This window comes from Pseudomonas sp. PS01298, from assembly GCF_029959745.1.
Lineage (GTDB): Bacteria > Pseudomonadota > Gammaproteobacteria > Pseudomonadales > Pseudomonadaceae > Aquipseudomonas > Aquipseudomonas aylmerensis.
The window spans coordinates 37999-60012 of record NZ_JASCPP010000028.1; the positions used below are offsets into that span (position 1 = coordinate 37999).

General features: G+C 61.2%; 20 protein-coding genes and 2 tRNA genes. 9 read left to right on the forward strand and 13 right to left on the reverse strand.

Annotation, left to right across the window (positions count from 1 at the left end; translation table 11 throughout):
- The first annotated feature begins 165 nt into the window (after nt 1–165).
- The 4 genes from QMX97_RS12660 to QMX97_RS12675 all read left to right on the forward strand — a co-directional run bounded on the left by QMX97_RS12660 (nt 166) and on the right by QMX97_RS12675 (nt 4769).
- Nucleotides 166–242: transfer RNA gene (locus tag QMX97_RS12660), tRNA-Met, on the forward strand.
- 243 nt (nt 243–485) lie between these two features.
- A tRNA-Met gene (locus QMX97_RS12665) sits at nt 486–562 on the forward strand.
- A gap of 278 nt (nt 563–840) precedes the next feature.
- Nucleotides 841–3483, forward strand: a complete 2643-nt coding sequence (gene mprF, locus QMX97_RS12670) for a bifunctional lysylphosphatidylglycerol flippase/synthetase MprF (protein WP_065908721.1) — start codon at nt 841–843, stop codon at nt 3481–3483.
- Complete coding sequence (locus tag QMX97_RS12675; RefSeq protein WP_120449768.1) at nt 3483–4769, forward strand: AcvB/VirJ family lysyl-phosphatidylglycerol hydrolase; 1287 nt, start codon at nt 3483–3485, stop codon at nt 4767–4769. The genes mprF and QMX97_RS12675 overlap by 1 nt, the downstream gene beginning before the upstream one ends.
- Before the next feature lie 149 nt (nt 4770–4918).
- On the opposite strand, the gene recJ is transcribed toward QMX97_RS12675, so the two are convergent.
- Both recJ and QMX97_RS12685 read right to left on the reverse strand, forming a co-directional pair.
- A complete protein-coding gene (gene recJ, locus QMX97_RS12680; protein WP_065908717.1) occupies nt 4919–6628 on the reverse strand; it encodes a single-stranded-DNA-specific exonuclease RecJ in 1710 nt (569 codons plus the stop codon).
- Between the two features lie 221 nt (nt 6629–6849).
- The gene (locus QMX97_RS12685) at nt 6850–7392 is read right to left on the reverse strand and encodes a YaeQ family protein (RefSeq protein WP_065908711.1); all 543 of its coding nucleotides are present in this window, start codon (nt 7390–7392) and stop codon (nt 6850–6852) included.
- A gap of 148 nt (nt 7393–7540) precedes the next feature.
- Here QMX97_RS12685 and QMX97_RS12690 point away from each other — a divergent pair, with 148 nt between their 5' ends.
- Entirely contained in the window at nt 7541–8740 is a 1200-nt protein-coding gene (locus QMX97_RS12690) for a CaiB/BaiF CoA-transferase family protein (RefSeq protein ID WP_065908710.1), read from the forward strand.
- Nucleotides 8740–9624: a TIGR02285 family protein gene (locus QMX97_RS12695; protein WP_282397034.1), complete on the forward strand. Its 885-nt coding sequence runs from the start codon at nt 8740–8742 to the stop codon at nt 9622–9624. The genes QMX97_RS12690 and QMX97_RS12695 overlap by 1 nt, the downstream gene beginning before the upstream one ends.
- A gap of 171 nt (nt 9625–9795) precedes the next feature.
- Here QMX97_RS12695 and QMX97_RS12700 read toward each other — a convergent pair whose 3' ends face one another.
- Nucleotides 9796–10080 (reverse strand): DUF3509 domain-containing protein, encoded by a 285-nt coding sequence (locus QMX97_RS12700; protein ID WP_065908708.1) that lies wholly within the window; start codon nt 10078–10080, stop codon nt 9796–9798.
- Between the two features lie 312 nt (nt 10081–10392).
- On the opposite strand from QMX97_RS12700, the gene QMX97_RS12705 reads away from it, so the two are divergent.
- The gene (locus tag QMX97_RS12705) at nt 10393–10614 is read left to right on the forward strand and encodes a hypothetical protein (RefSeq protein WP_106802707.1); all 222 of its coding nucleotides are present in this window, start codon (nt 10393–10395) and stop codon (nt 10612–10614) included.
- An 81-nt stretch (nt 10615–10695) separates the two neighbouring features.
- Here QMX97_RS12705 and thrC read toward each other — a convergent pair whose 3' ends face one another.
- From thrC to ffh, 10 genes are all read right to left on the reverse strand, one after another.
- A complete protein-coding gene (thrC, locus tag QMX97_RS12710; RefSeq protein ID WP_213553350.1) occupies nt 10696–12105 on the reverse strand; it encodes a threonine synthase in 1410 nt (469 codons plus the stop codon).
- Nucleotides 12106–12208: 103 nt separating this feature from the next.
- Nucleotides 12209–13513 carry a homoserine dehydrogenase gene (locus QMX97_RS12715; RefSeq protein ID WP_106802705.1) on the reverse strand — a complete coding sequence of 435 codons (1305 nt, stop codon included), beginning with the start codon at nt 13511–13513 and terminating at the stop codon, nt 12209–12211.
- 129 nt (nt 13514–13642) lie between these two features.
- Nucleotides 13643–14374, reverse strand: a complete 732-nt coding sequence (locus QMX97_RS12720; RefSeq protein WP_064053737.1) for a thioredoxin fold domain-containing protein — start codon at nt 14372–14374, stop codon at nt 13643–13645.
- 141 nt (nt 14375–14515) lie between these two features.
- On the reverse strand, nt 14516–15412 hold the full coding sequence (gene xerD, locus QMX97_RS12725; protein WP_065908700.1) for a site-specific tyrosine recombinase XerD: 897 nt from the start codon (nt 15410–15412) through the stop codon (nt 14516–14518).
- Between the two features lie 144 nt (nt 15413–15556).
- The gene (locus QMX97_RS12730; RefSeq protein ID WP_003193963.1) at nt 15557–15970 is read right to left on the reverse strand and encodes an acyl-CoA thioesterase; all 414 of its coding nucleotides are present in this window, start codon (nt 15968–15970) and stop codon (nt 15557–15559) included.
- Between the two features lie 81 nt (nt 15971–16051).
- The gene (gene rplS / locus QMX97_RS12735; protein ID WP_003175895.1) at nt 16052–16402 is read right to left on the reverse strand and encodes a 50S ribosomal protein L19; all 351 of its coding nucleotides are present in this window, start codon (nt 16400–16402) and stop codon (nt 16052–16054) included.
- 45 nt (nt 16403–16447) lie between these two features.
- Nucleotides 16448–17221: a tRNA (guanosine(37)-N1)-methyltransferase TrmD gene (trmD, locus tag QMX97_RS12740; protein WP_177343966.1), complete on the reverse strand. Its 774-nt coding sequence runs from the start codon at nt 17219–17221 to the stop codon at nt 16448–16450.
- Nucleotides 17203–17739: a ribosome maturation factor RimM gene (gene rimM, locus QMX97_RS12745; RefSeq protein ID WP_003175898.1), complete on the reverse strand. Its 537-nt coding sequence runs from the start codon at nt 17737–17739 to the stop codon at nt 17203–17205. Before rimM ends, trmD begins: the two co-directional genes overlap by 19 nt.
- Nucleotides 17740–17744: 5 nt before the next feature.
- Complete coding sequence (gene rpsP / locus QMX97_RS12750; RefSeq protein ID WP_016971935.1) at nt 17745–17996, reverse strand: 30S ribosomal protein S16; 252 nt, start codon at nt 17994–17996, stop codon at nt 17745–17747.
- 251 nt (nt 17997–18247) lie between these two features.
- Entirely contained in the window at nt 18248–19624 is a 1377-nt protein-coding gene (gene ffh, locus QMX97_RS12755; protein ID WP_003193965.1) for a signal recognition particle protein, read from the reverse strand.
- A 243-nt stretch (nt 19625–19867) separates the two neighbouring features.
- Between ffh and ccsA the strand changes: the two genes are divergently transcribed.
- Together ccsA and QMX97_RS12765 are read left to right on the forward strand one after the other, a co-directional pair.
- A complete protein-coding gene (gene ccsA / locus QMX97_RS12760) occupies nt 19868–20671 on the forward strand; it encodes a cytochrome c biogenesis protein CcsA (RefSeq protein WP_177343965.1) in 804 nt (267 codons plus the stop codon).
- 12 nt (nt 20672–20683) lie between these two features.
- Nucleotides 20684–21922, forward strand: coding sequence for a transporter associated domain-containing protein (locus QMX97_RS12765; RefSeq protein ID WP_106802704.1), 1239 nt, complete (start codon nt 20684–20686; stop codon nt 21920–21922).
- Nucleotides 21923–22014: the final 92 nt, after the last annotated feature.

The window sequence follows — 22014 nt, forward strand, 5'->3', positions numbered from 1 at the left end:
TCTCAATCGAATTTCGCCTGCCGATAGAGCTGAAACCCTCGGCCAGACTGGCCCGGAGCGGCCCTGCCGGCTTGAATGGAGAGCTAACCGATTGAACCACAAGCGCTTTTCTTCGATTCACAGGTTGACACACTGGCGTTCCTCTGTAGAATGCCGACACACAGACGCGGGATGGAGCAGTCTGGTAGCTCGTCGGGCTCATAACCCGAAGGTCGTCGGTTCAAATCCGGCTCCCGCAACCAAACATCAAGAAAGGCTACTCGAAAGAGTGGCCTTTTTTGTGCGCGTCAGTTTTTCATGCCTGCGATCGCATGCGCTTCACCACGAACGGCTTGGCAGTCCGACGCAGGTCAAGCCTGCTCGCCATAAAATTCGTTTTCTATCGCGAACTTAGGTGGCTTGAGCGGCTGATTCACACTTATTTGACCCGTCGGCCCATTAACGGTTGACACCTCGCCGTTGGGCTGTAGAATGCCGCCCACAGACGCGGGATGGAGCAGTCTGGTAGCTCGTCGGGCTCATAACCCGAAGGTCGTCGGTTCAAATCCGGCTCCCGCAACCAAACATCAAAAAAGGCTACTCGAAAGAGTGGCCTTTTTTGTATCCGGTGAAAAAGTTCTTCTGAAACAATGGCATGGCATCTTTCATGAAACCGTACACGGTTTGTAGAGTCCATCTCATTGCAAGCTATGCTAAGACGCAGGTACTACCCTCTACGACCAATGGCCGCAGTCGCCCCACCCGGTGATACGCGTTAATATTTGTAATTATTTTGTCCATAGGGATTGGTAACTTGGCTGGATACCTCCATCCTGTCGCGCACAATCCACGAGGTGATTGATGCGCGCCAACTCGTCTGAACCACAAGACACCGTCACAGCAGAACAACCGATCGCTCCCACCCGTTTGCGCTGGCTGGATCTGTTGAGCAAATACCGGCAACCCATCGGGTTGGCTGTCACCCTGTTGCTGTTCGCAATTGCCTTGATCGCCTGCCGACACTTGCTGCTGGAGCTGGACCTCTATGCCCTCCACGATTCGATCCTGGAAGTGCCCAGGCCCGCATTGCTCGGCGCATTTGCAGCGGCCGTCGTGGGTTTCATCATTCTGTTGGGCTATGAGTTTTCCGGCGCGCGCTACGCCGGGGTGAAACTGCCCGCCAAGACCCTGGCCCTGGGCGGCTTCACTGCGTTTGCCATCGGCAACGCCATCGGCCTGTCGATGCTCTCGGGCGGTTCGGTGCGCTACCGTTTATATGCACGTCATGGCATCGGCGCGTCGGAAGTCGCCCACATGACCGTGTTCGCCAGCCTGGCGCTGGGCTGCGCCCTGCCACCGTTGGCGGCATTGGCCACCTTGAGTAACCTGCCGGCCGCGTCGACCTATCTGCACCTGCCGCAAACCCTGCTCGGCGGCATTGCCGGCGCCGTGCTGCTGCTGTCGGCCGTGCTGTGCATCGGCATTTATCGCCGCCGCCTGCCGGAACAGCCCTACCCCGACAACCTGCTGGTGAAAGCCGGCCGTCGCACCCTGCGCCTGCCTGGCCGGCGCCTGACCTTCCTGCAACTGATCATTACCGCACTGGATGTGGCCGCTGCTGCCACCGTCCTTTATATGCTGCTGCCGGAAGCGCCGCCCTTCGGGCCCTTCCTGCTGGTGTACCTGCTGGCCCTGGCTGCCGGCGTGCTCAGCCATGTACCGGGTGGCGTGGGAGTGTTCGAAGCAATCCTGCTCGCGGCCTTTGCCGACAAGCTGGGCGCCGCGCCATTGGCTGCCGCACTGCTGCTGTATCGCATGATCTATGTGGTGCTGCCGCTGCTGATCGCCTGCGTGTTCCTGCTGGTCAATGAAGCGCAGCGCCTGTTCCAGACGCAACAAAGCCTGCGGGTGGCCTCCGGCCTGGCGGCACCGGTACTGGCCGTACTGGTTTTTTTGTCCGGCGTGGTCCTGCTGTTTTCCGGCGCCACGCCGGAAATCGACTCACGCCTGGAAAACATCGGCTTCCTGATTCCTCATCGCCTGATTGATGCCTCGCACTTTGGTGCCAGCCTGATCGGCGTGCTGTGCCTGCTGCTCGCCCAAGGCTTGCGTCGTCGCTTGTCGGCCGCCTGGATGCTGACCATGGTGCTGCTGCTGACGGGCGCCCTGCTCTCGCTGCTCAAAGGCTTCGACTGGGAAGAAGCCAGCTTGATGATCATGACGGCGGTGCTGCTGGCGATCTTCCGGCGCTCGTTCTACCGCGCCAGCCGCCTGACCGAACTGCCGTTCTCGCCGCTGTACCTGGTGGCCAGCGTCTGCGTGCTGGGGGCCTCGATCTGGCTGCTGCTGTTTGCCTATCAGGATGTGCCTTACAGCCATCAACTGTGGTGGCAGTTCACTCTGGATGCCAACGCCCCGCGCGGCCTGCGTTCGCTGCTCGGCGCCGCAGTCCTGCTGGTGATCGTATCGCTGACCTGGCTGCTGCGCACCGCGCGCCCGGTGATCCACCTGCCGACTCCTGACGAGCTGGAGCGTGCCACCAAGATCCTGATGGCCTCCTCGCAACCCGACGGCGGCCTGGCACTGACCGGTGACAAGGCGCTGCTGTTTCACCCCAACGACGAGGCTTTCCTGATGTATGCCCGTCGCGGGCGTAGCCTGGTAGCCCTGTACGACCCGATCGGCCCGACCCAGCCGCGCGCCGAAATGATCTGGCAGTTCCGCGACCTGTGCGACATCCACCACGCGCGCCCGGTGTTCTACCAGGTCCGCGCCGAGAACCTGCCGTACTACATGGACATCGGCCTGACCGCGATCAAGCTGGGTGAAGAGGCGCGTGTCGACCTCAAGCGCTTTGACCTGGAAGCCAAGGGCAAAGAGATGAAGGACCTGCGCTACACCTGGAACCGTGGCAGCCGTGACGGCCTGTCCCTGGAGATCCATGAACCCGGCACGGCCCCCATGGATGAACTCAAGGTCATCTCCGATGCCTGGCTGACCGGCAAGAACGTGCGGGAAAAAGGCTTTTCCCTGGGACGCTTCAGCGACGACTATCTCAAGCACTTTCGCATCGCGATCATTCGCTTCGAAGGGCGCCCGGTAGCCTTCGCCAACCTGCTCGAGACCTACAACCACGACCTGGCCAGTCTCGACCTGATGCGCGCCCACCCGGACGCGCCCAAGCTGACCATGGAGTTCATGATGGTCGGCCTGATTCAACATTATAAGAGTCACGGCTACGCCCGCTTCAGCCTCGGCATGGTGCCGTTGTCGGGCCTGCAACCGCGCCGGGGCGCCCCGCTGACCCAACGATTGGGCTCGATGGTGTTCCGCCGCGGCGAGCAACTGTATAACTTCCAAGGCTTGCGCCGCTTCAAAGACAAGTTCCAGCCTGACTGGGAACCCCGTTATATGGCCGTGCCCGCAGGACTCGATCCGCTGGTGGCACTGGCCGATACCGCCGCCCTGATCGCGGGCGGCTTGACTGGATTGGTGAAACGCTGATGATTCGACGCTCCTGGCGGTATGTATTGGCCTTTGTTGTGCTGCTCGCCCTGATCCTGGGTGGTGGCTATTGGTACTGGAACCGCCCTGCCCCACAGCCGACCCTGGAGCAACTGCCCCAGGCCGACGGTTCGGTCATGACCCGCGTAACCCCCGCCGGCACGGCAAAGGCCCGTGTGGCCGTGGCGGTGCTGGCCGATTCAACCCTGACCGACAGCCAACTGATCGCCCTGAGCCAGGGCGGCAAGGCGCAGATCGTCCAGGTAATCCTGCCCAAGGATGACTGCACGCTGCAGGAACAAGCGCTGCAAGGCGCCCTGGCCCAGCTCAAGGGCCCGGCGACCCTGGTCAGCGGTATCGGCCCGGGTGCCAGCCTGGCCTGGCGCTGGCTGGCGGCACAGAACGACGACAAGGCCAACGCCATCTCCGTCGGCTTCGCCATGACCCAGGAAGGCTGCAAGGACCCGCTGCCGAAAACGTCCGCACACGGCAGTTGGCTGGTGGCCTGGAACGACAACCCTGACGACGATGCGGCCAGTTTCGTACGCGACACACCGCGCGCCACTACCAGCATCAGCGACTACGACATCCATTACCCGCAAGTGCTGAACAACGAGTTGCGCAAGCAGTTGGTGGGTTCGGACAACGGCGGCCTGGCGATTCCCGTGGTGGAAGTACCCGCGGGCCAGGCCAAGGACACGGTGACGCTGTTCCTCTCCGGTGACGGCGGCTGGCGTGACCTGGACCGCGATGTGGCCGGCGAAATGGCCAAGATCGGCTACCCGGTGGTGGGCATCGACACCCTGCGCTACTACTGGCAGCACAAGACCCCGGAACAAAGCGCCAAGGACCTCACCGAGCTGATGCAGCACTACCGTCAGAAGTGGGGCACCAAGCGCTTCGTGCTGACCGGTTACTCGTTCGGCGCCGACGTGCTGCCGGCGATCTACAACCGCCTGCCGGAAAACGAGCAGCAGCGTGTGGACGCAATCATCCTGCTGGCGTTCGCCCGTACGGGCAGCTTTGAAATCGAAGTGGAAGGCTGGCTGGGCAATGCCGGCAAAGAAGCCGCGACCGGCCCGGAAATGGCCAAGCTGCCGGCGGATAAAGTGGTGTGCATCTACGGCGCCGAAGAAGTCGACGAGAGCGGCTGCACCGACAAGACTGCGGTGGGCGAGGCAGTGAAACTGCCGGGTGGGCATCACTTCGATGAGAACTACCCGGCGCTGGCTCAGCGCTTGGTGGACATCATTGTGAAGCACCAGGCCAAGGAAAAAACCGAGTAGCTTCAGGCTGTACTCAGGCCCCAATGTCGGCGGGGTTATGTGGGAGCTGGCTTGCCTGCGATAGGGGCGCCGCGATGTGACGGACACATCAGGGTGATGCTATCGCAGGCACGCCAGCTCCCATATTTGCTTTGCAGTGTGGGCGACCGCTAGCGCGGCTCGATATGCGCGATCATCAACTGCACGGTTTCCTGCCCACGGAACTCGTTCACGTCCAGCTTGTAGGCCAATTCCACCCAACGCACTGTCGGGTTGGGCCAGACCTCACGGTCCACCCCAAACGCAATGCCATCGAGCTTCACCGAGCCGCATTCGCTCTTGAGCACCACCTTCAGGTGCCGCTCCCCCACTACGCGCTGTTCTACCAGCTGAAACACCCCATGAAACAACGGCTCGGGAAAGTGCTGCCCCCACGGCCCGGCATGCCGCAAGGCGCGCGCCAGTTCGAGGTGAAACTCTTCAACCGCCAGGGTGCCGTCGGACAGCAGGCGCCCGGTAAGGTCTTCTTCGCGCAGTTGCCGACGCACTTCAGCATCAAAGGCTTCGGCAAACAGTGGGAAATTCGCCTCGGGCAATGTCAGACCCGCCGCCATGGCGTGACCGCCGTATTTGGCGATCAGGTTGGGATGCTGGCTTGCGACCACCGCCAGGGCATCACGGATGTGGAAACCCGGCACCGAGCGCCCAGAGCCCTTGAGCAGGCCATCACCGGCGTCGGCGAAGGCGATGGTCGGGCGGAAGTAACGTTCCTTCATGCGCGACGCCAGAATCCCGATCACGCCCTGGTGCCACTCCGGGTCGAACAGGCACAACCCATAGGGCATCGACTCCACCGGCAGGTCCTTGAGCTGGGCCAGGGCCTCGCGCTGCATGCCTTGTTCGATGGATTTGCGGTCCTGGTTCATGCCGTCCAATTGCGCAGCCATTTCCCGCGCCGCCGCGAAATCAGTGGTGAGCAGGCATTCGATGCCCAGGCTCATGTCATCCAGGCGTCCGGCGGCGTTCAGGCGTGGCCCGAGGATAAAGCCGAGGTCGGTGGAGGTAATCCGCGCGGCATCGCGCTTGGCCACTTCGAGGATCGCCTTGATCCCCGGCCGCGCGCGACCGGCGCGAATACGCTCCAGGCCCTGATGCACGAGGATGCGGTTATTGGCATCCAGGGGCACTACGTCGGCCACGCTGCCCAGGGCCACCAGGTCGAGCAGTTCGCCGATGTTCGGCTGGGGCTTGTTGTCGTACCAGCCCAGGCTGCGCAAACGCGCGCGCAGGGCCATCAGCACATAGAAGATCACGCCCACGCCGGCCAATGCCTTGCTCGGGAACTCACAGCCCGGCTGGTTCGGGTTGACGATGGCGTCCGCCGCCGGCAATTCATCCCCCGGCAAGTGGTGGTCGGTGACCAGTACCTGCAACCCCGCCGCCTTCGCCGCCGCCACGCCTTCGACGCTGGAGATGCCGTTGTCCACGGTGATCAGCAACTGCGGCTCCCGCTGCAGGGCCACCGCGACGATTTCCGGGGTCAGGCCATAGCCATATTCAAACCGGTTGGGCACCAGGTAGTCGACATGCGCCGCCCCGAGCAGACGCAAGCCAAGGGTGCCCACGGTGCTGGCGGTGGCGCCATCGGCGTCGAAGTCGCCCACGATCAGGATGCGCTGGCGCTGCTCCAATGCGGTCACCAGCAGGTCCACTGCCGCGTCGATGCCCTTGAGTTGCTGGTAGGGAATCAACCGCGCCAGGCTTTTGTCCAGTTCAGCCTCGGACTGCACCCCGCGCGCGGCGTAGAGACGCGTCAACAGCGGTGGCAATTCACCGAGAAACGGCAGGACAGCAGGCAACGGGCGAGGATCGATACGCATGGGGTGACGGAAGCTTCTCTTCTAGTACAACGGTTAAACAACAATGCTGAAAGCAACATGGATCAACTGTAGGAGCCGGCTTCTGTGGGAGCGGGCATATGTGGGAGCGGGCATATGTGGGAGCTGGCTTGCCTGCGATGCAGGCACCTCGGTCTTTCAGCTATACCGAGGTGATGCATTCGCGAGCAAGCCCGCTCCCACACAACCCAGCGCCCACAGGTTCAGCCGCGCTCGCCGACCAGCCACTGCAGCTGCACTTCATGCTGGCCGCGATCATCGGTCACGAAGATCGTGCCTTCGCTGATCATCACGTCCCACTTGATCACGCGCGGCATGTCCTTGGCCAGGGTCTCGAGGACGTCCTGCGGCACCGCAGCGATGTGCACGTTCTTGAGGTTGTTGGCCACGGGCACCACTTTGCCTTCCCACACACGCAAGCTGCCGTAGGCCAGCAGGCTGGTGCGCTCGGTGCGACGCGAGCACCAGGTCAGGCGGTCGGCATCCGGCTGGCCGACTTCGATCCAGTGCAGGACCCGGTCATCCAGGCTTTTTTCCCACAGGGCTGGCTCGTCTACATCTGACAGGCCACGCCCGAACGACAACTGCTCGTTGTACCAGAGGGCGTAGGCCAGCAGACGCACGGTCATGCGCTCTTCGGTTTCCGAAGGGTGGCGGGCGATGGTCTGCTTGACGCTCTCGTACACCGAGCGGTCGAGGTCGGTGAGGTTGAGTTCGAATTTGTAGGTCGTGGACGGCTGGGCCATGAACGGACTTCTAGAGACAGGAAAAGGCAGCCAGTCTAACCGATGGCGAGGCCATTCAACGAATCCTGCGCAGCATCATCCTTATCCCTGGGCCGCTCGCCTATGTTAAAAGGCTTCACACCACCGCCCCGCGCAGAAAAGGATCCTCATGTCGTTTAATGCCAAACCGCTTGCCGGCCTGAAAGTCATCGAACTCGGCACCCTGATCGCCGGCCCGTTCGCCTCACGCATCTGCGCCGAATTCGGTGCCGAGGTGATCAAGGTGGAATCGCCGGATGGCGGCGACCCGCTGCGCAAGTGGCGCAAGCTGTATGAAGGCACGTCGCTGTGGTGGTTTGTGCAGGCGCGCAACAAGAAGTCGCTGACGCTGAACCTCAAGCACCCGGACGGCCTGGCGATCCTTAAGCAGCTGCTGGCCGATGCCGACATCCTGATCGAGAATTTTCGCCCCGGCGTGCTGGAAAAACTCGGCCTGGGCTGGGAAACCCTGCATGCGCTCAACCCCAAGCTGGTCATGGTGCGTCTCTCGGGCTTTGGCCAGACCGGACCGATGAAGGACCAGCCGGGTTTCGGCGCGGTGGGCGAATCCATGGGCGGGCTGCGCTACATCACCGGTTTCGAGGACCGCCCACCGGTGCGCACCGGGATCTCCATCGGCGACTCCATCGCTGCGCTGTGGGCCGTGATCGGAGCGCTGATGGCGCTGCGTCATCGCGAAGTCAACGGCGGCCTGGGCCAGGTGGTCGACGTGGCGCTGTACGAAGCCATCTTCGCGATGATGGAAAGCATGATCCCCGAGTTCGATGTGTTCGGCTTTATTCGCGAACGTACCGGCAACATCATGCCCGGCATCACCCCATCGTCGATCCACACCAGCGCGGACGGCAAGCACGTGCAGATTGGCGCCAACGGCGATGCGATCTTCAAGCGCTTCATGTCGGCCATCGGTCGCGAAGACCTGGCCAACGATCCTGCACTTGCCAGCAACGACGGGCGGGACAGCCGCCGCGACGAGCTGTATGGCGTGATCGACCGCTGGGTCAACGCGCTGCCCCTGGAGCAGGTGGTGGAGCAGTTGAATCAGGCCGAGGTACCCGCCAGCCGTATCTACAGTGCCGAAGACATGCTCGGCGACCCGCAATTCCTGGCCCGGGAGATGTTCCTCAAGGCCCAGCTCCCGGGCGGCAAGGACTTCAAGATGCCCGGGATCGTGCCCAAGCTGTCGGACACGCCGGGTAGTTGCGAATGGGTAGGGCCACAGTTGGGCGAACACAACGGCGTAGTGCTGGGTGAGTTGGGATACGACGCCGCTGCCATCGTCCGCTTGCGTGAGGAAGGCGCAATCTAATGGCGTCCCGGTGCAAACGCTGGCTCTTGAAACTGGGCGTCGCCACCCTGATGGCCGGCGGCTGGCTCTCGTCAGCGCGGGCCGAAGACACGCTGATCTGGCTGCTGCGCGATTTGCCGCCGCTGACCATTTTCGAAGGACCGAGCAAAGGCCAGGGCGCATTGGACCAGTTGCTGCCAATCCTGGCCGTGCGTCTGCCGGAGTATCGTCACCAGGTGCTGCACGTCAACCGCGCGCGCGGCACGCAAATGTTGCGCGAACCCTCGTTCACCTGTGACCCCTCGTTGCTGTGGACGCCGGAGCGGGCCAAGTACGTGGTGTTTTCTCGCCAGGCGTTTGCAGTGCCCAGCAACGGCGTGACGATCCGGCGCAGCCAGCAGGACGCCATGGCGTCGTTTATCGTAGACGGCCAGTTCGACCTGCAAGCATTTCTCGATGCTCACAGGACGCGGGTGGGCGCCACGGCGGAGCGCAGCTACGGGCCAGTCATCGATGAGCAACTCAAACACGTCGACGCGCACAAACTCGCCCTCCACTACGGCAACGACGCCCTCGGCAGCTTGTTGCAAATGCAGCGCCTCGGACGGTTGGAGGCGGTATTGGGTTATTGGCCGGAAATCCGCTATCACGCACTGCAACAGGGGATTGCGTCCAACGACCTGAGTTTCTATCCGATCAAAGGCACAGCGCCCTACCAACGTACGCATATCGCGTGCTCGGATACGCCCCTGGGGCGCCAGGCCATCGAACGGATCGACCAGGTGCTGCTCGACATCCCTCAGGAACGCGTGCAGCAGTCCTACGCCGCGTGGCTGGATCCGCTCATGCGCGAGCAGTACCTGCGCGACAACCCACGGTTTTTCCAGGATTCACCCGTGCCGTGACAAATCGCGGGCAAAAAGAAACCCCGAAGAGTGGGGAGACACTTCGGGGTTAAACGTGGCCTTACAAAGACCAGTACAACAAGGCACAAACACCGGAGCACAATGTTTGCTCTTGCTGTTACAAAATCTGACAGGCCCTGCAGTCGGAAGTTTCCGCGTATAAACAATTCTTCATGCGACAGCAGCGCTGCGGGTCTGGGCAGCATTGCGCAAGGCCGCGATAACCGAGGGCTCCAGTCGCCCTTCGGCGATCTTGAGGTCGCGCAGCAGGCAATCCACAACATCCACCAGCACGCGTTTATCCATCAATTGCGCCTGGTCGACTTCACGCTCGACCACAATCGCGCCAGCAGGGTTTTTCACCGTCACCAGGCATTCGCCCTGCACGCCAGAGGTGGTCAGCGTAACCAGATAAGGGCTCAGTGCTTCTTCGAGCAATAGGCTGATACTTTCCATCTCGATCACCACTCAATAGTTCGGGAACAATCGTTTCAACGGGAGCTGCATCTATCCTAAGTGACTGGTTGTGACGTAGGAAAGTTCGCTTTTTCGTCTTTATGGGGCCGTCAGGGAGTGACGAGGACCAGCATGCGCCAGCAACATGACAACGAAAAAACGGCGGCACATAAGTGCTTACGCAATGGGCTGCTGTTTTGGGGTTCGCCGGGCGCGCAGGTCGGGGGTGAATCCTATACTCGGTGAGCGCTGGTCACTCTGCCACGCGGGTAAAAGCGCATGTAAAGGCCCTTATTGCGAAGGATGAAGACGATGATGGAAAACAATGAACAGCAGGCAGCAATGGAGAGAATGCATGCCGATGTCCGGCGCATCTATGCCGAAATATCACGCATGCAGGCTGAGCAAGACAAGCTCAAATCAGAATCCCTGAAGATAAACTGCGAGACTTTCTGGTACCCAATGGGTGTCGCCATGGCAGTCGTTGCGACGATCGCGTCGATCACCGGAGCGGCGATTAAATTACTTATATAGCCAGCACGCTGTCGGGCCTGCCATAAAAAACGCCGCTGACCCAAGGATGGGAAAGCGGCGTTTTTGTCTGCGCAGTTCGCCTTACAAAGGCTTGCCGCGATTGCCATGCTGGCTGACAAACGCCTGCACAGCCTTCAGGTCATTGGCCAATACGGTGCAACGCTCTTCACGCTCGAACAGGTTAGCCAAGTGCTCCGGCAGCTCCAGCGCCTTGCCGACACCCGCCTTCTCCACCGCTTCGGGGAATTTGACCGGGTGCGCAGTGCCGAGGATCACCATCGGGATGTCCAGGCTGCGACGGCATTCGCGGGCGGCCTTCACGCCGATGGCGGTGTGCGGGTCAAGCACCTCGCCGGTCTGGGCGTAGACTTCGGCGATGGTCTCGCAGGTTTGTTCATCATCCACGGCCAGGGAGTCGAACAGCTTGCGGGTTTCGGTCCAGCGCTCTTGCTCGACGCTGAAACCGCCACCTTGCTTGAAGCTGTTCATCAACTCGGCCAGGGCCGCGCCATTGCGACCGTGCATATCGAACAGCAAGCGTTCGAAGTTCGACGAAACCATGATGTCCATGGACGGCGACAGAGTCGCGTGCAGGGTTTCCTTGACGTACTGGTTGCCGCTCATGAAGCGGTGCAGGATGTCGTTGCGGTTGGTGGCGACGATCAATTGGTTGATCGGCAGGCCCATGTTGCGGGCCAGGTAGCCGGCGAAGATATCGCCGAAGTTGCCGGTCGGCACCGAGAACGACACCGAGCGCGCCGGGCCACCGAGCTGCAGGGCAGCGTGGAAGTAGTAGACGATCTGGGCCATGATCCGCGCCCAGTTGATCGAGTTCACCGCCACCAGGCGCGTGCCCTTGAGAAAGCTCTGGTCGGCGAAGCTGTTCTTGACCATTTCCTGGCAGTCATCGAAGTTGCCTTCGATGGCGATGTTGTGGATGTTCTCACCGAAGATGGTGGTCATCTGCCGGCGCTGTACTTCCGACACACGCTTGTGCGGGTGCAGGATGAAGATGTCGACGTTTTCGCAGTGCTTGCAACCTTCGATGGCGGCCGAGCCGGTATCACCAGAGGTGGCGCCGATGATCACCACGCGCTCGCCACGCTTCTCCAGCACGTAGTCCAGCAGGCGACCGAGCAGCTGCAGGGCGAAGTCCTTGAACGCCAGGGTCGGGCCGTGGAACAGCTCCAGCACCCACTCGTTGCCGTTCAGTTGACGCAACGGCGCGATGGCGCTGTGGGAAAACACCCCGTAGGTCTCTTCCAGGATCTTCTTGAAATCGGCATCCGGAATGCTGCCGGTGACGAACGGGCGCATCACCCGGAACGCCAGCTCGTGGTACGGCAGGCCGGCCCACGAAGCGATTTCTTCCTGGGTGAAGCGTGGCAGGTTTTCCGGCACGTACAGGCCGCCGTCGGTGGCAAGGCCTGCCAGCAGGACGTCTTCGAAATTCAGGGCCGGTGCCTGGCCGCGGGTGCTGATGTAACGCATAGGGGCAAACCTTCGGTTTGGGCTGCAAGCTTCAAGTGACAAGCTGCAAGTAACAGCAGATCTGCTTTTACTTGCAGCTTGCAGCTTGGCGCTTGCAGCTGAATTAATTTAGATGTTCGACGCGAATACGAACGACCGGCCCAACCACGCCCTGAAGAGCTTCGAGAGCCCGGATGGCATCGTTGATGTGCTGCTCGAGCACGCGGTGGGTCAGCAGGATCATCGGCACCAGGCCATCCTGTTCCTCGACTTCCTTCTGCATGATCGACTCGATGTTGATACCACGCTCCGACAGGATGCTGGCCACCTGGGCCAACACACCCGGATGATCCTTGGCCTGGATCCGCAGGTAGTAGGCGCTTTCGCACGCCTCGATCGGCAGGATCGGATGGGCCGACAGCGAATCCGGCTGGAAGGCCAGGTGCGGCACGCGGTTTTCCGGGTCGCTGGTCATGGCGCGAACCACGTCCACCAGGTCGGCGATCACCGACGAAGCGGTTGGCTCCATGCCGGCACCGGCACCGTAGAACAGCGTCGAACCGGCGGCGTCGCCGTTGACCATCACGGCGTTCATCACGCCATTGACGTTGGCGATCAGGCGGTCAGCCGGGATCAGCGTCGGGTGCACACGCAGCTCGATACCGGCCGGAGTGCTGCGCGCCACGCCCAGGTGCTTGATGCGATAGCCCAGGGCTTCGGCGTAGTTCACGTCGGCAGTCGTCAGCTGGGTGATGCCTTCGGTGTAGGCCTTGTCGAACTGCAGCGGGATACCAAAGGCGATGGACGCCAGGATGGTCAGCTTGTGCGCCGCGTCGATACCTTCCACGTCAAAGGTCGGGTCGGCTTCGGCATAACCCAGGGCCTGGGCCTCGGCCAGCACGTCTTCGAAGGTACGGCCCTTCTCGCGCATCTCGGTCAGGATGAAGTTGCCAGTGCCATTGATGATGCCGGCCACCCAGTTGATGCGGTTGGCGGACAGGCCTTCACGGATCGCCTTGATCACCGGGATACCACCGGCCACGGCGGCTTCGAACGCCACGATCACGCCCTTCTCGCGCGCCTTGGCGAAGATCTCGTTGCCGTGCACGGCGATCAGCGCCTTGTTGGCGGTGACCACATGCTTGCCGTTCTCGATGGCCTTGAGCACCAGCTCGCGGGCCACGGTGTAGCCGCCTACCAGCTCGATGACGATATCGATTTCAGGGTTGGTGGCCACGGCGAAGACATCGTTGGTAATCGCAATACCGGTCGTTTGGAACTGAGGCTTTGGCGAACGCGTGGCAATTTGCGCCACTTCAATCCCGCGACCTGCACGGCGGGAAATTTCCTCAGCGTTACGCTGAAGTACGTTAAAGGTGCCGCCACCGACGGTCCCTAACCCACAGATGCCTACTTTGACCGGTTTCACTGAAGAACTCCCCATGAAACGGCCGACGCTAGGTCGGCCGTGGAAAACAGCCGCACAACTGCGGCTTTCAATTAACGACCCGTCGACTGGTCGAAGGGCCTTGCTCGTCAAAGGTTCGACGATGCAGGTTTATTTGGCACTCAGCGCCAGTTTGGCAACTTGTGGCGCCGGCTGGTAGCCCGGAATTACCTGGCCGTCTGCCAAAACGATGGCCGGTGTACCGTTCACGCCAATGGACTGGCCAAGAGCGAACTGCTTGGAAACCGGGTTGGCGCATTTGGCCGCCTTGATTTCCTTGCCATCGACCATCTTGTCCATGGCCGCTTTCTTGTCGGCCGAGCACCACACGGCTTGCAGCTGCTCGTCACCCGGCGAGCCGAGGCCCTGGCGCGGGAACGCTACATAGCGCACTTCCACACCGAGCTTGTTCAGCGCCGGCACTTCGGCGTGCAGCTTGTGGCAGTAAGGGCACGTGGTGTCGGTGAACACGGTGATGTGGGTCTTGGTCTCGCCGATGGCCGGGTAAACCACGGTTTCAGCCACCGGAATGCCGTTGATCAGCTTGGACACGCCCAGGCGCTCGGCCTTCTCGGTCAGATTGACCGGCTTGCCGTCCTTCAACTGGAACAGGTAGCCCTGGACGATGTACTGGCCGTCGGCGCTGGCGTACAGCACACGGCTGCCCTTGAGCTTGACCTCGTACAGGCCGGCCATCGGGCTGGCGCTGATGCTTTCGATCGGGGTGTCGAGCTGCAGGTTGGCCAGGCTCTTGCGAATCGTTTGCTCGGCAGCGTCATCGGCGACAACAAAAGTGGAAACCAACGCAATGGCTGCGGCGGCAATAATCTGGGTCAAGCGCATGGGAACTCCTGAAGGCAGATGCAGGGACGGGAGCAGAACACCGATATGGAAACTCGGGCTGTGGCCGTCCCCTTTGCTAACCGGCAAAGCCTACCACAGTTGGGCCGCAGGGCAGCCCGTGGCAGGATAAATTGGCGGTTTTCAACCGCGCGGATGGTGCTTGGCGTGCATATCCTGCAAGCGTGCACGCGCCACGTGGGTGTAGATCTGGGTGGTGGACAGGTCACTGTGCCCGAGCAACATTTGCACCACGCGCAAATCCGCGCCGTGATTGAGCAAATGCGTGGCGAACGCATGGCGCAGGGTGTGCGGCGAAAGCGCCTTGCCGATCCCGGCCACCTTGGCCTGGTGCTTGATGCGGTGCCAGAAGGTCTGGCGGGTCATCTGCTCGCCCCGCTGGCTGGGAAACAGCACATCGCTGGGGCGCCCGCCAAGCAGTTCACTGCGCCCATCGCGCATGTAGCGCTCGACCCACACGATCGCCTCTTCGCCCATCGGCACCAGCCGCTCCTTGCTGCCCTTGCCCATCACGCGCAGCACGCCCTGGCGCAGGTTGACCTGCTCCAGGGTCAGGCTGATCAACTCGGTCACCCGCAGGCCGCAGGCGTACAGCACCTCGAGCATGGCGCGGTCGCGCTGGCCGATGGCTTCGCTCAAGTCGGGGGCGGCGAGCAAGGCATCCACGTCCGCTTCCGACAGGGATTTGGGCAATGGCCTGCCGAGCTGTGGCATATCGATCTGCAGGGTCGGGTCGACGGCAATCAGTTTTTCCCGCAGCAAATAACGATAAAAGCCACGCACGCCGGAAAGAAATCGCGCGGTGGAGCGCGGCTTATAGTTCTGCTCAAGGCGCCAGGCCAGGTGATCGAGGATCAGCTCGCGGCCGGCGTTGATCAGTTCGAGGTTTTTGTCCTGCAGCCAGCCATTGAACAGCGCGAGATCGCTGCGATAAGCCTGGCGCGTGTTGTCGGACAGGCCTTTTTCCAGCCACAGGGCGTCGAGGAAGCGGTCGATGAGGGGGTGGTCAATGGCGGGCATGAGGGCTCGGACGCTGAAAAAGTAGGTAGATGCTACCCTAGCTGCGCGCTCTGCAGGAGCCGGCTTGCCGGCGATGAGGCCCGCAACGGCACCGCAGTCCTTGAGGCCGCCAGTGCTGGCAAGCCGGCTCCTACGGGGAGTGTTTCAGTCCACGAAACCTGGAAGTACCGGCACCGGGCGCTTGTCGGCGTCAATCGCCACAAAGCTGAACACGCCCTGGATCGCCTTCTCACGGCCATCGGCACTCATGCTCTCGACGAACACTTCGACTTCAACCTTGAGGCTGGTGTTGCCGACTTTGATCACGCGGCCGATCAGCTCAACGATGGAGCCGGCCGGGATGGCGTGATTGAAGTCGATGCGGTCGGTGGAAACCGTGACCAGCGGCAGGCGGCAGAAGCGCGTTGCGGTGATGAACGAGACTTCATCCATCCAGGCCAGGGCGGTGCCGCCGAACAGCGTGTTGTGGTGGTTGGTGGTCGGCGGGAACACGGCCTTGGTCACGTGGGTGACGGACAGGTCGGTGCGGCGCTGGATTTCTTCAAGGCGAGTGGTCATGGAAAGTACCGGCAGATGGACAAATTTCAGGCACAAAAAAGCAGCCCGTAGGCTGCTTTTTTCTGCATCGGGAAGCTGGACTTAAGCCAGTTTTTCCTTGATGCGAGCTGCTTTACCGGACAGGTCACGCAGGTAGTACAGCTTGGCTTTACGTACGTCACCGCGACGCTTGACGGCCATGCTGTCGATTTGCGGGCTGTAGGTCTGGAAAGTACGCTCTACGCCAACACCGTTGGAGATTTTACGAACAGTGAAAGCACTGTTCACACCACGGTTACGCTTGGCGATTACCACGCCTTCGAACGCTTGCAGACGCGAACGGTCGCCTTCCTTCACTTTCACCTGAACGACAATGGTGTCGCCCGGGGCAAAGGTAGGGATCTCTTTGGTCATCTGCTCTGCTTCGAGTGCAAGGATGATTTTGTTAGTCATGCTGTGCTCCTAAGGTAAGTCAATGGACCTACCATCGATACGTTGTTAACTATCGTCCCGCGCGAGGATGTATTCCTCGAGCAGCTTCTTCTCTTCTCCAGAAAGCGAGCGGCTTTCCAGAAGATCGGCGCGTCGTTCATAGGTCCGACCAAGGGACTGCTGTAAACGCCAACGCCGGATGTGTGCGTGATTGCCACTTAGCAATACGTCGGGAACACGCTGATCCGCATACACCTCCGGTCGGGTGTAGTGCGGGCAATCCAGCAAACCATCCGTGAAGGAATCTTCCTCCGCGGAGTCCGCATGCCCTAAAGCTCCAGGCAGCAGTCGTGTAACCGCATCTATCAGGACCATCGCCGGCAGCTCGCCGCCAGACAGGACATAGTCCCCAATCGACCACTCTTCATCGACATGAGCTTCAATAAACCGCTCGTCAATGCCTTCATAGCGACCGGCAATCAGGATCAGTGCTTCCTCATTCGCCAGTTCGCGTACCGCAGCCTGTTTCAGCTGGCGGCCTTGAGGGGACAGGTAAATTACCTTCGCCTTCTCCCCGGCAGCTGCCTTGGCCTCAACCAACGCGTCTTCCAGGGGCTTGATCTTCATCACCATGCCCGGGCCACCGCCAAATGGGCGATCGTCCACAGTGTGATGTCGATCCGTCGTGTAGTCTCGCGGGTTCCAACAGGTAAGCTGCAACAGCCCCTGTTTCACCGCCCGACTGGTGATGCCGTACTCGCTGATGGCGGAAAACATCTCGGGAAACAAACTGATCACTTCAATGCGCAAATTAGCCACGCTTAGAAGTCCGCGTCCCATTCCACCTTCATCTCGCCCGCTGCCAGGTCGACGGCCAACACGCATTGCTCGGTATACGGCAACAGGCGTTCGCGATCATCCAGGCTGCCAGCGCAAGGCTTGACCACCATTACATCATTGGCGCCGGTTTCCAGAAGATGATCGATTTTCCCGAGCAATTGCCCCAGTTGATCGATGACCTTCAGACCTTCCAGCTGGTACCAGTAGTACTCGCCGTCGGTCAATTCAGGGAACAGGTTGCGCGGCACGCAGATCTCATAACCAGCCAGAAGACGAGCTTCTTCACGATCATCAAGACCCTTGAGCTTTGCGACCAGGAACTTGTCGCTCCCGCGTCCACTGACCAGCTCGACCTGTTTCACACTCCCTTCGCGCTTGAGCGTCCAGGTTTTGTACTGAAGCAGGTTTTCAGTCGGATCAGTAAAGGAATACACCTTCACTTCGCCGCGAACGCCATGAACCGAATAAATCTTGCCGATAACGATCAAATCATCAGCAACAGCTGGCGTCGCGTTCATATTGCTCAGGCTGCGGCCTTAGCCGAGTCCTTCAACAACTTGGCAACACGCTCAGAAGGCTGTGCACCAACGCTCAGCCAGTAGGCTACGCGCTCTTGGTTCACGGACAGGCGGACTTCTTGACCACGAGCGATCGGGTTGTAGAAGCCAACTTGTTCCTTGTGAGAGCCGTCACGTGGGTTGCGGCTGTCAGTTACGGTCAAGTGGTAAAACGGGCGCTTTTTGGAGCCGCCAAGGGCAAGACGGATTGTTAGCATGTGAACATCGTTCCTGTAGTCGGTGCTGCAAATCTAAATGCACAGCGGGCATAGGTGCCCGAAAGGCCGCATATTCTAAGGAATATCCGGACTTTTGCAAATGTCTTTTTCTGGCGCCTATCAGCGTGCCACTCAGATCTGCTATAGAGCCGTCGGTTAAAACGGCGAGTCAGCATCCGCCAATGGCGGGTTTGCTGGAGATCCCACATCCCTGTGGGTCGGAGCAGGAGCTGGGCTCCCGCGCGAATTCTTTACATCTTTGGCATGCCGCCGCCGGGCAACATACCGCCCATGCCGCGCATCATCTTGGCCATTCCGCCTTTCGCGGAGAATTTCTTCATCATCTTCTGCATCTGCTTGTGCTGCTTGATCAAGCGACCGATGTCCTGCACCTGGGTGCCGGAGCCCATGGCGATCCGACGCTTGCGCGAACCGCTGATCAGCTCAGGGTCGCGGCGCTCGGCCGGGGTCATGGAGTTGATGATGGCTTCCATCTGCTTGAACTGCTTTTCTGCCGCACCCTGGGCATTGCCCATTTGCGCCAGGTTCACGCCGCCGATGTTCGGCAGTTTGTCCATCAGGCCGCCGAGGCCGCCCATGTTCTTCATTTGTTGCAGCTGGTCGCGGAAGTCTTCGAGGTCGAAGCCCTTGCCCTTCTTCAGCTTTTTGGCCAGTTTGTCGGCCTTGTCCTTGTCGAGCGTGGCTTCGGCCTGTTCGATCAGGCTGAGCACGTCACCCATGCCGAGGATGCGCGAGGCGATACGCTCAGGGTGGAACGGCTCGAGCGCTTCGCTCTTCTCGCCCATACCGATGAACTTGATCGGCTTGCCGGTGATGGCACGCACCGACAGCGCGGCACCGCCACGCGCGTCGCCGTCGACCTTGGTCAGGATCACGCCGGTCAGCGGCAGTGCGTCGCCAAAGGCCTTGGCGGTGTTGGCCGCGTCCTGGCCGGTCATGGCGTCGACCACGAACAGCGTCTCGACCGGGTTGATCGCGGCATGCAGCGCCTTGATCTCGCCCATCATCTCTTCATCGATGTGCAGGCGACCGGCGGTATCGACGATAACCACGTCGATAAACTTCAGCTTGGCTTCTTTAATTGCCGCATTGGCAATGTCGACCGGCTTCTGGCTCAGGTCGGACGGGAAGAAGGTCACGCCCACTTCGCCTGCGAGCATTTCCAGCTGCTTGATGGCCGCCGGACGGTACACGTCGGCCGATACCACCATCACCGACTTCTTCTTGCGCTCTTTAAGGAAGCGCGCCAGCTTGCCGGCGGTGGTGGTTTTACCCGCACCCTGCAGACCGGCCATCAATACGACGGCCGGCGGCACGGCGCTGAGGTTCAGGTCTTCGTTGGCCGCGCCCATCAGGCTTTCGAGTTCGGCCTGGACAATCTTCACGAAGGCCTGGCCCGGCGTCAGGCTGCGGGACACTTCGGTGCCGACCGCACGTTCCTTGACCGAGTTGACGAAGTCCTTCACCACCGGCAAGGCCACGTCGGCTTCCAGCAACGCCATGCGCACTTCACGCAGGGTGTCTTTAATATTGTCCTCGGTCAGCTTGGCCTTGCCGGTAACGTGGCGCAGCGTCTGCGAGAGACGGTCAGTCAGGTTTTCAAACATGCGCGATCCTTTCAGGCCCTATTCATCGAAATGCATTGGTAGACCGAGGTAATGGCAGCCCAGGCTGTGGTAAATCGCTATTAAAAACAGCGCTCGGCGAGCCTGCGGCGTGGGCAGGTCGCGGATTATAGCGAAGACTGCGTCCATGCACACCCGCTGTCTGGCCCGGGAGTCTTTCGTGGAACGCAGGTGTATGCCAAACTCAGCGCCTTTCGGGCTTGTCTATCAGGATTTATGGTCCCCTTGTCACCCAGTTTGCTACCCAGCCTCGCCGCCGCCCTCTTGTATGCCGCTGCGACCCTCTATCAGGGCACTCGCCTCGCCCAAGGCACCAAGGCCGACAAACGCCTGCTGGTCGGCCTGGGCGTCCTTGCCCTGCTGGCCCATGCCGCGAGCCTGTTCACCCACCTGATGACGCCGGTCGGCCTGGGCCTGGATTTTTTCAGCGCCGCCAGCCTGATCGCTGCTGCGGTGATCGCGCTGACCTTGATGGCCTGCTATCGGATTCCCGTCGAAAACCTGCTGGTGCTGTTATTCCCGCTGGGTGTGCTGACTGTGCTGCTGGCGCAATTCGCCCCCACCGGCACCGTGCAGGTGATCGATGAAGAACCGGGCATCCTCGCGCATATCCTGCTGTCGATCCTCGCCTACGGCATGTTCACCATTGCGGTGTTCCAGGCCCTGCTCCTGCTGCTGCAGGACCACCAGCTCAAGCACAAGCACCCGTCCGGGCTGATCAAGAACTTCCCGCCGCTGCAGACCATGGAAAGCCTGTTGTTCGGCTTTCTCTGGGCTGGCTGGACGCTGCTGTCGCTGTCGCTGATTTCCGGCTGGCTGTTCGTCGAAAACCTGTTCGCCCAGCACCTGGTGCACAAGACCCTGCTGGCGTGCCTGGCCTGGGTGGTGTTCAGCGTGTTGCTGTGGGGCCGCAACCGCCTCGGCTGGCGTGGGCACAAAGCGATTCGCTGGACCCTGGCCGGTTTCTGCCTGCTGATGCTGGCCTATTTCGGCAGCAAGCTGGTCCGCGAATACATCCTGCATATCTGACGGGCTGCAATCATGGACAACTTGCCCCTGGAGCCGATGTTCGCGGTAATCGCCCTGCTGGTGTTATGGGCGGCGCTGTTTACTGCCATCGAAGCCGCGCAACAGCACCTGCTGGCCCTGCGCCCCGGCACACGCCAGGGTGACAAGGCCGCCGCCCGCCTGAGTTTCCCCCGTCATAGCCTGATCCTGTGCAACAGCCTGTGCCGCGCCGCGGTGGTGATTCTGTGCACCCTGCTGGCGATCTATGCCTGGGCGCAAAACGGCCCGTGGCTCGGCTGGCTGATCTCCTGCGCCCTGTTGCTGATCCTCGCCGACTACCTGCCGCGCGCGCTCGCCACCCGCCATCCGCAGGCGGTGCTGGGCTTTGGCAACACGCTGCTGGGCATACCGTTGAAAATCCTCTATCCGCTGGCCTGGCTGCTCAATGGCATCAGCCTGTTGCTGCTGCGCCCGTTCGCGCGCAAGACCGGCGTGGTGAAAAAAAGCGACGAACCGCTGCCCGACCACGACGACGAGCCGGAACCGGACGCCGACGAAAGCCGTACCCCCGGCATGCCAGGCATCCACGCCCTGGACAACATTACCGTCAATGACATCCTGGTGCCGCGCAGCGAAGTGGACGGCATCAACCTGGATGACTCGATCGAAGCCATCATCGAACAACTGCGCACTTCGCAGCGCACCCGCCTGCCGGTGTTCCACAGTGATATCAACCAGGTCGAAGCGGTGCTCAATACTCGGCAGATCCAGCACCTGCTGCCCGACGCCAGCCTGACCAAGGAAGCCCTGCTCGCCGCCTGCCACGAGCCCTACTTCGTCCCTGAAAGCACGCCGCTGCAGCTGCAACTGCTGAACTTCCACAAACAGCAGCGACGCCTGGGCATGGTCGTGGATGAATACGGCGAAGTGCTGGGGATCGTCACCCTGGAAGATATCCTCGAAGAAATCGTCGGCGAATTCGAAAGCGATCAGGCCGCAGACAACCCGCACATCGAAGCGCAGCCCGATGGCCGCTACATCATCGACGGCGCCGCCTCGATCCGCGAGCTGAACAAGAGCCTGGGCTGGCACCTGCCCAGCGATGGCCCCAAGACCCTCAACGGCCTGGTGACCGAAGCGCTGGAGACCATCCCGGATTGCGCGGTGTGCCTGAAAATCGGGCGCTACCGCCTGGAAATCCTCGAGACCGAGGACAACCGTGTGAGCAAAGTGCTGATCTGGCACACCAGCCGCGTGCCCGTCGCCGCCTAGCTTTTCGGCACTGCGCATTCCAATGTGGGAGCGGGCTTGCTCGCGAAAGCGGTGGATCAGTCAGCCCATCTTTAACTGACCCACCGCTTTCG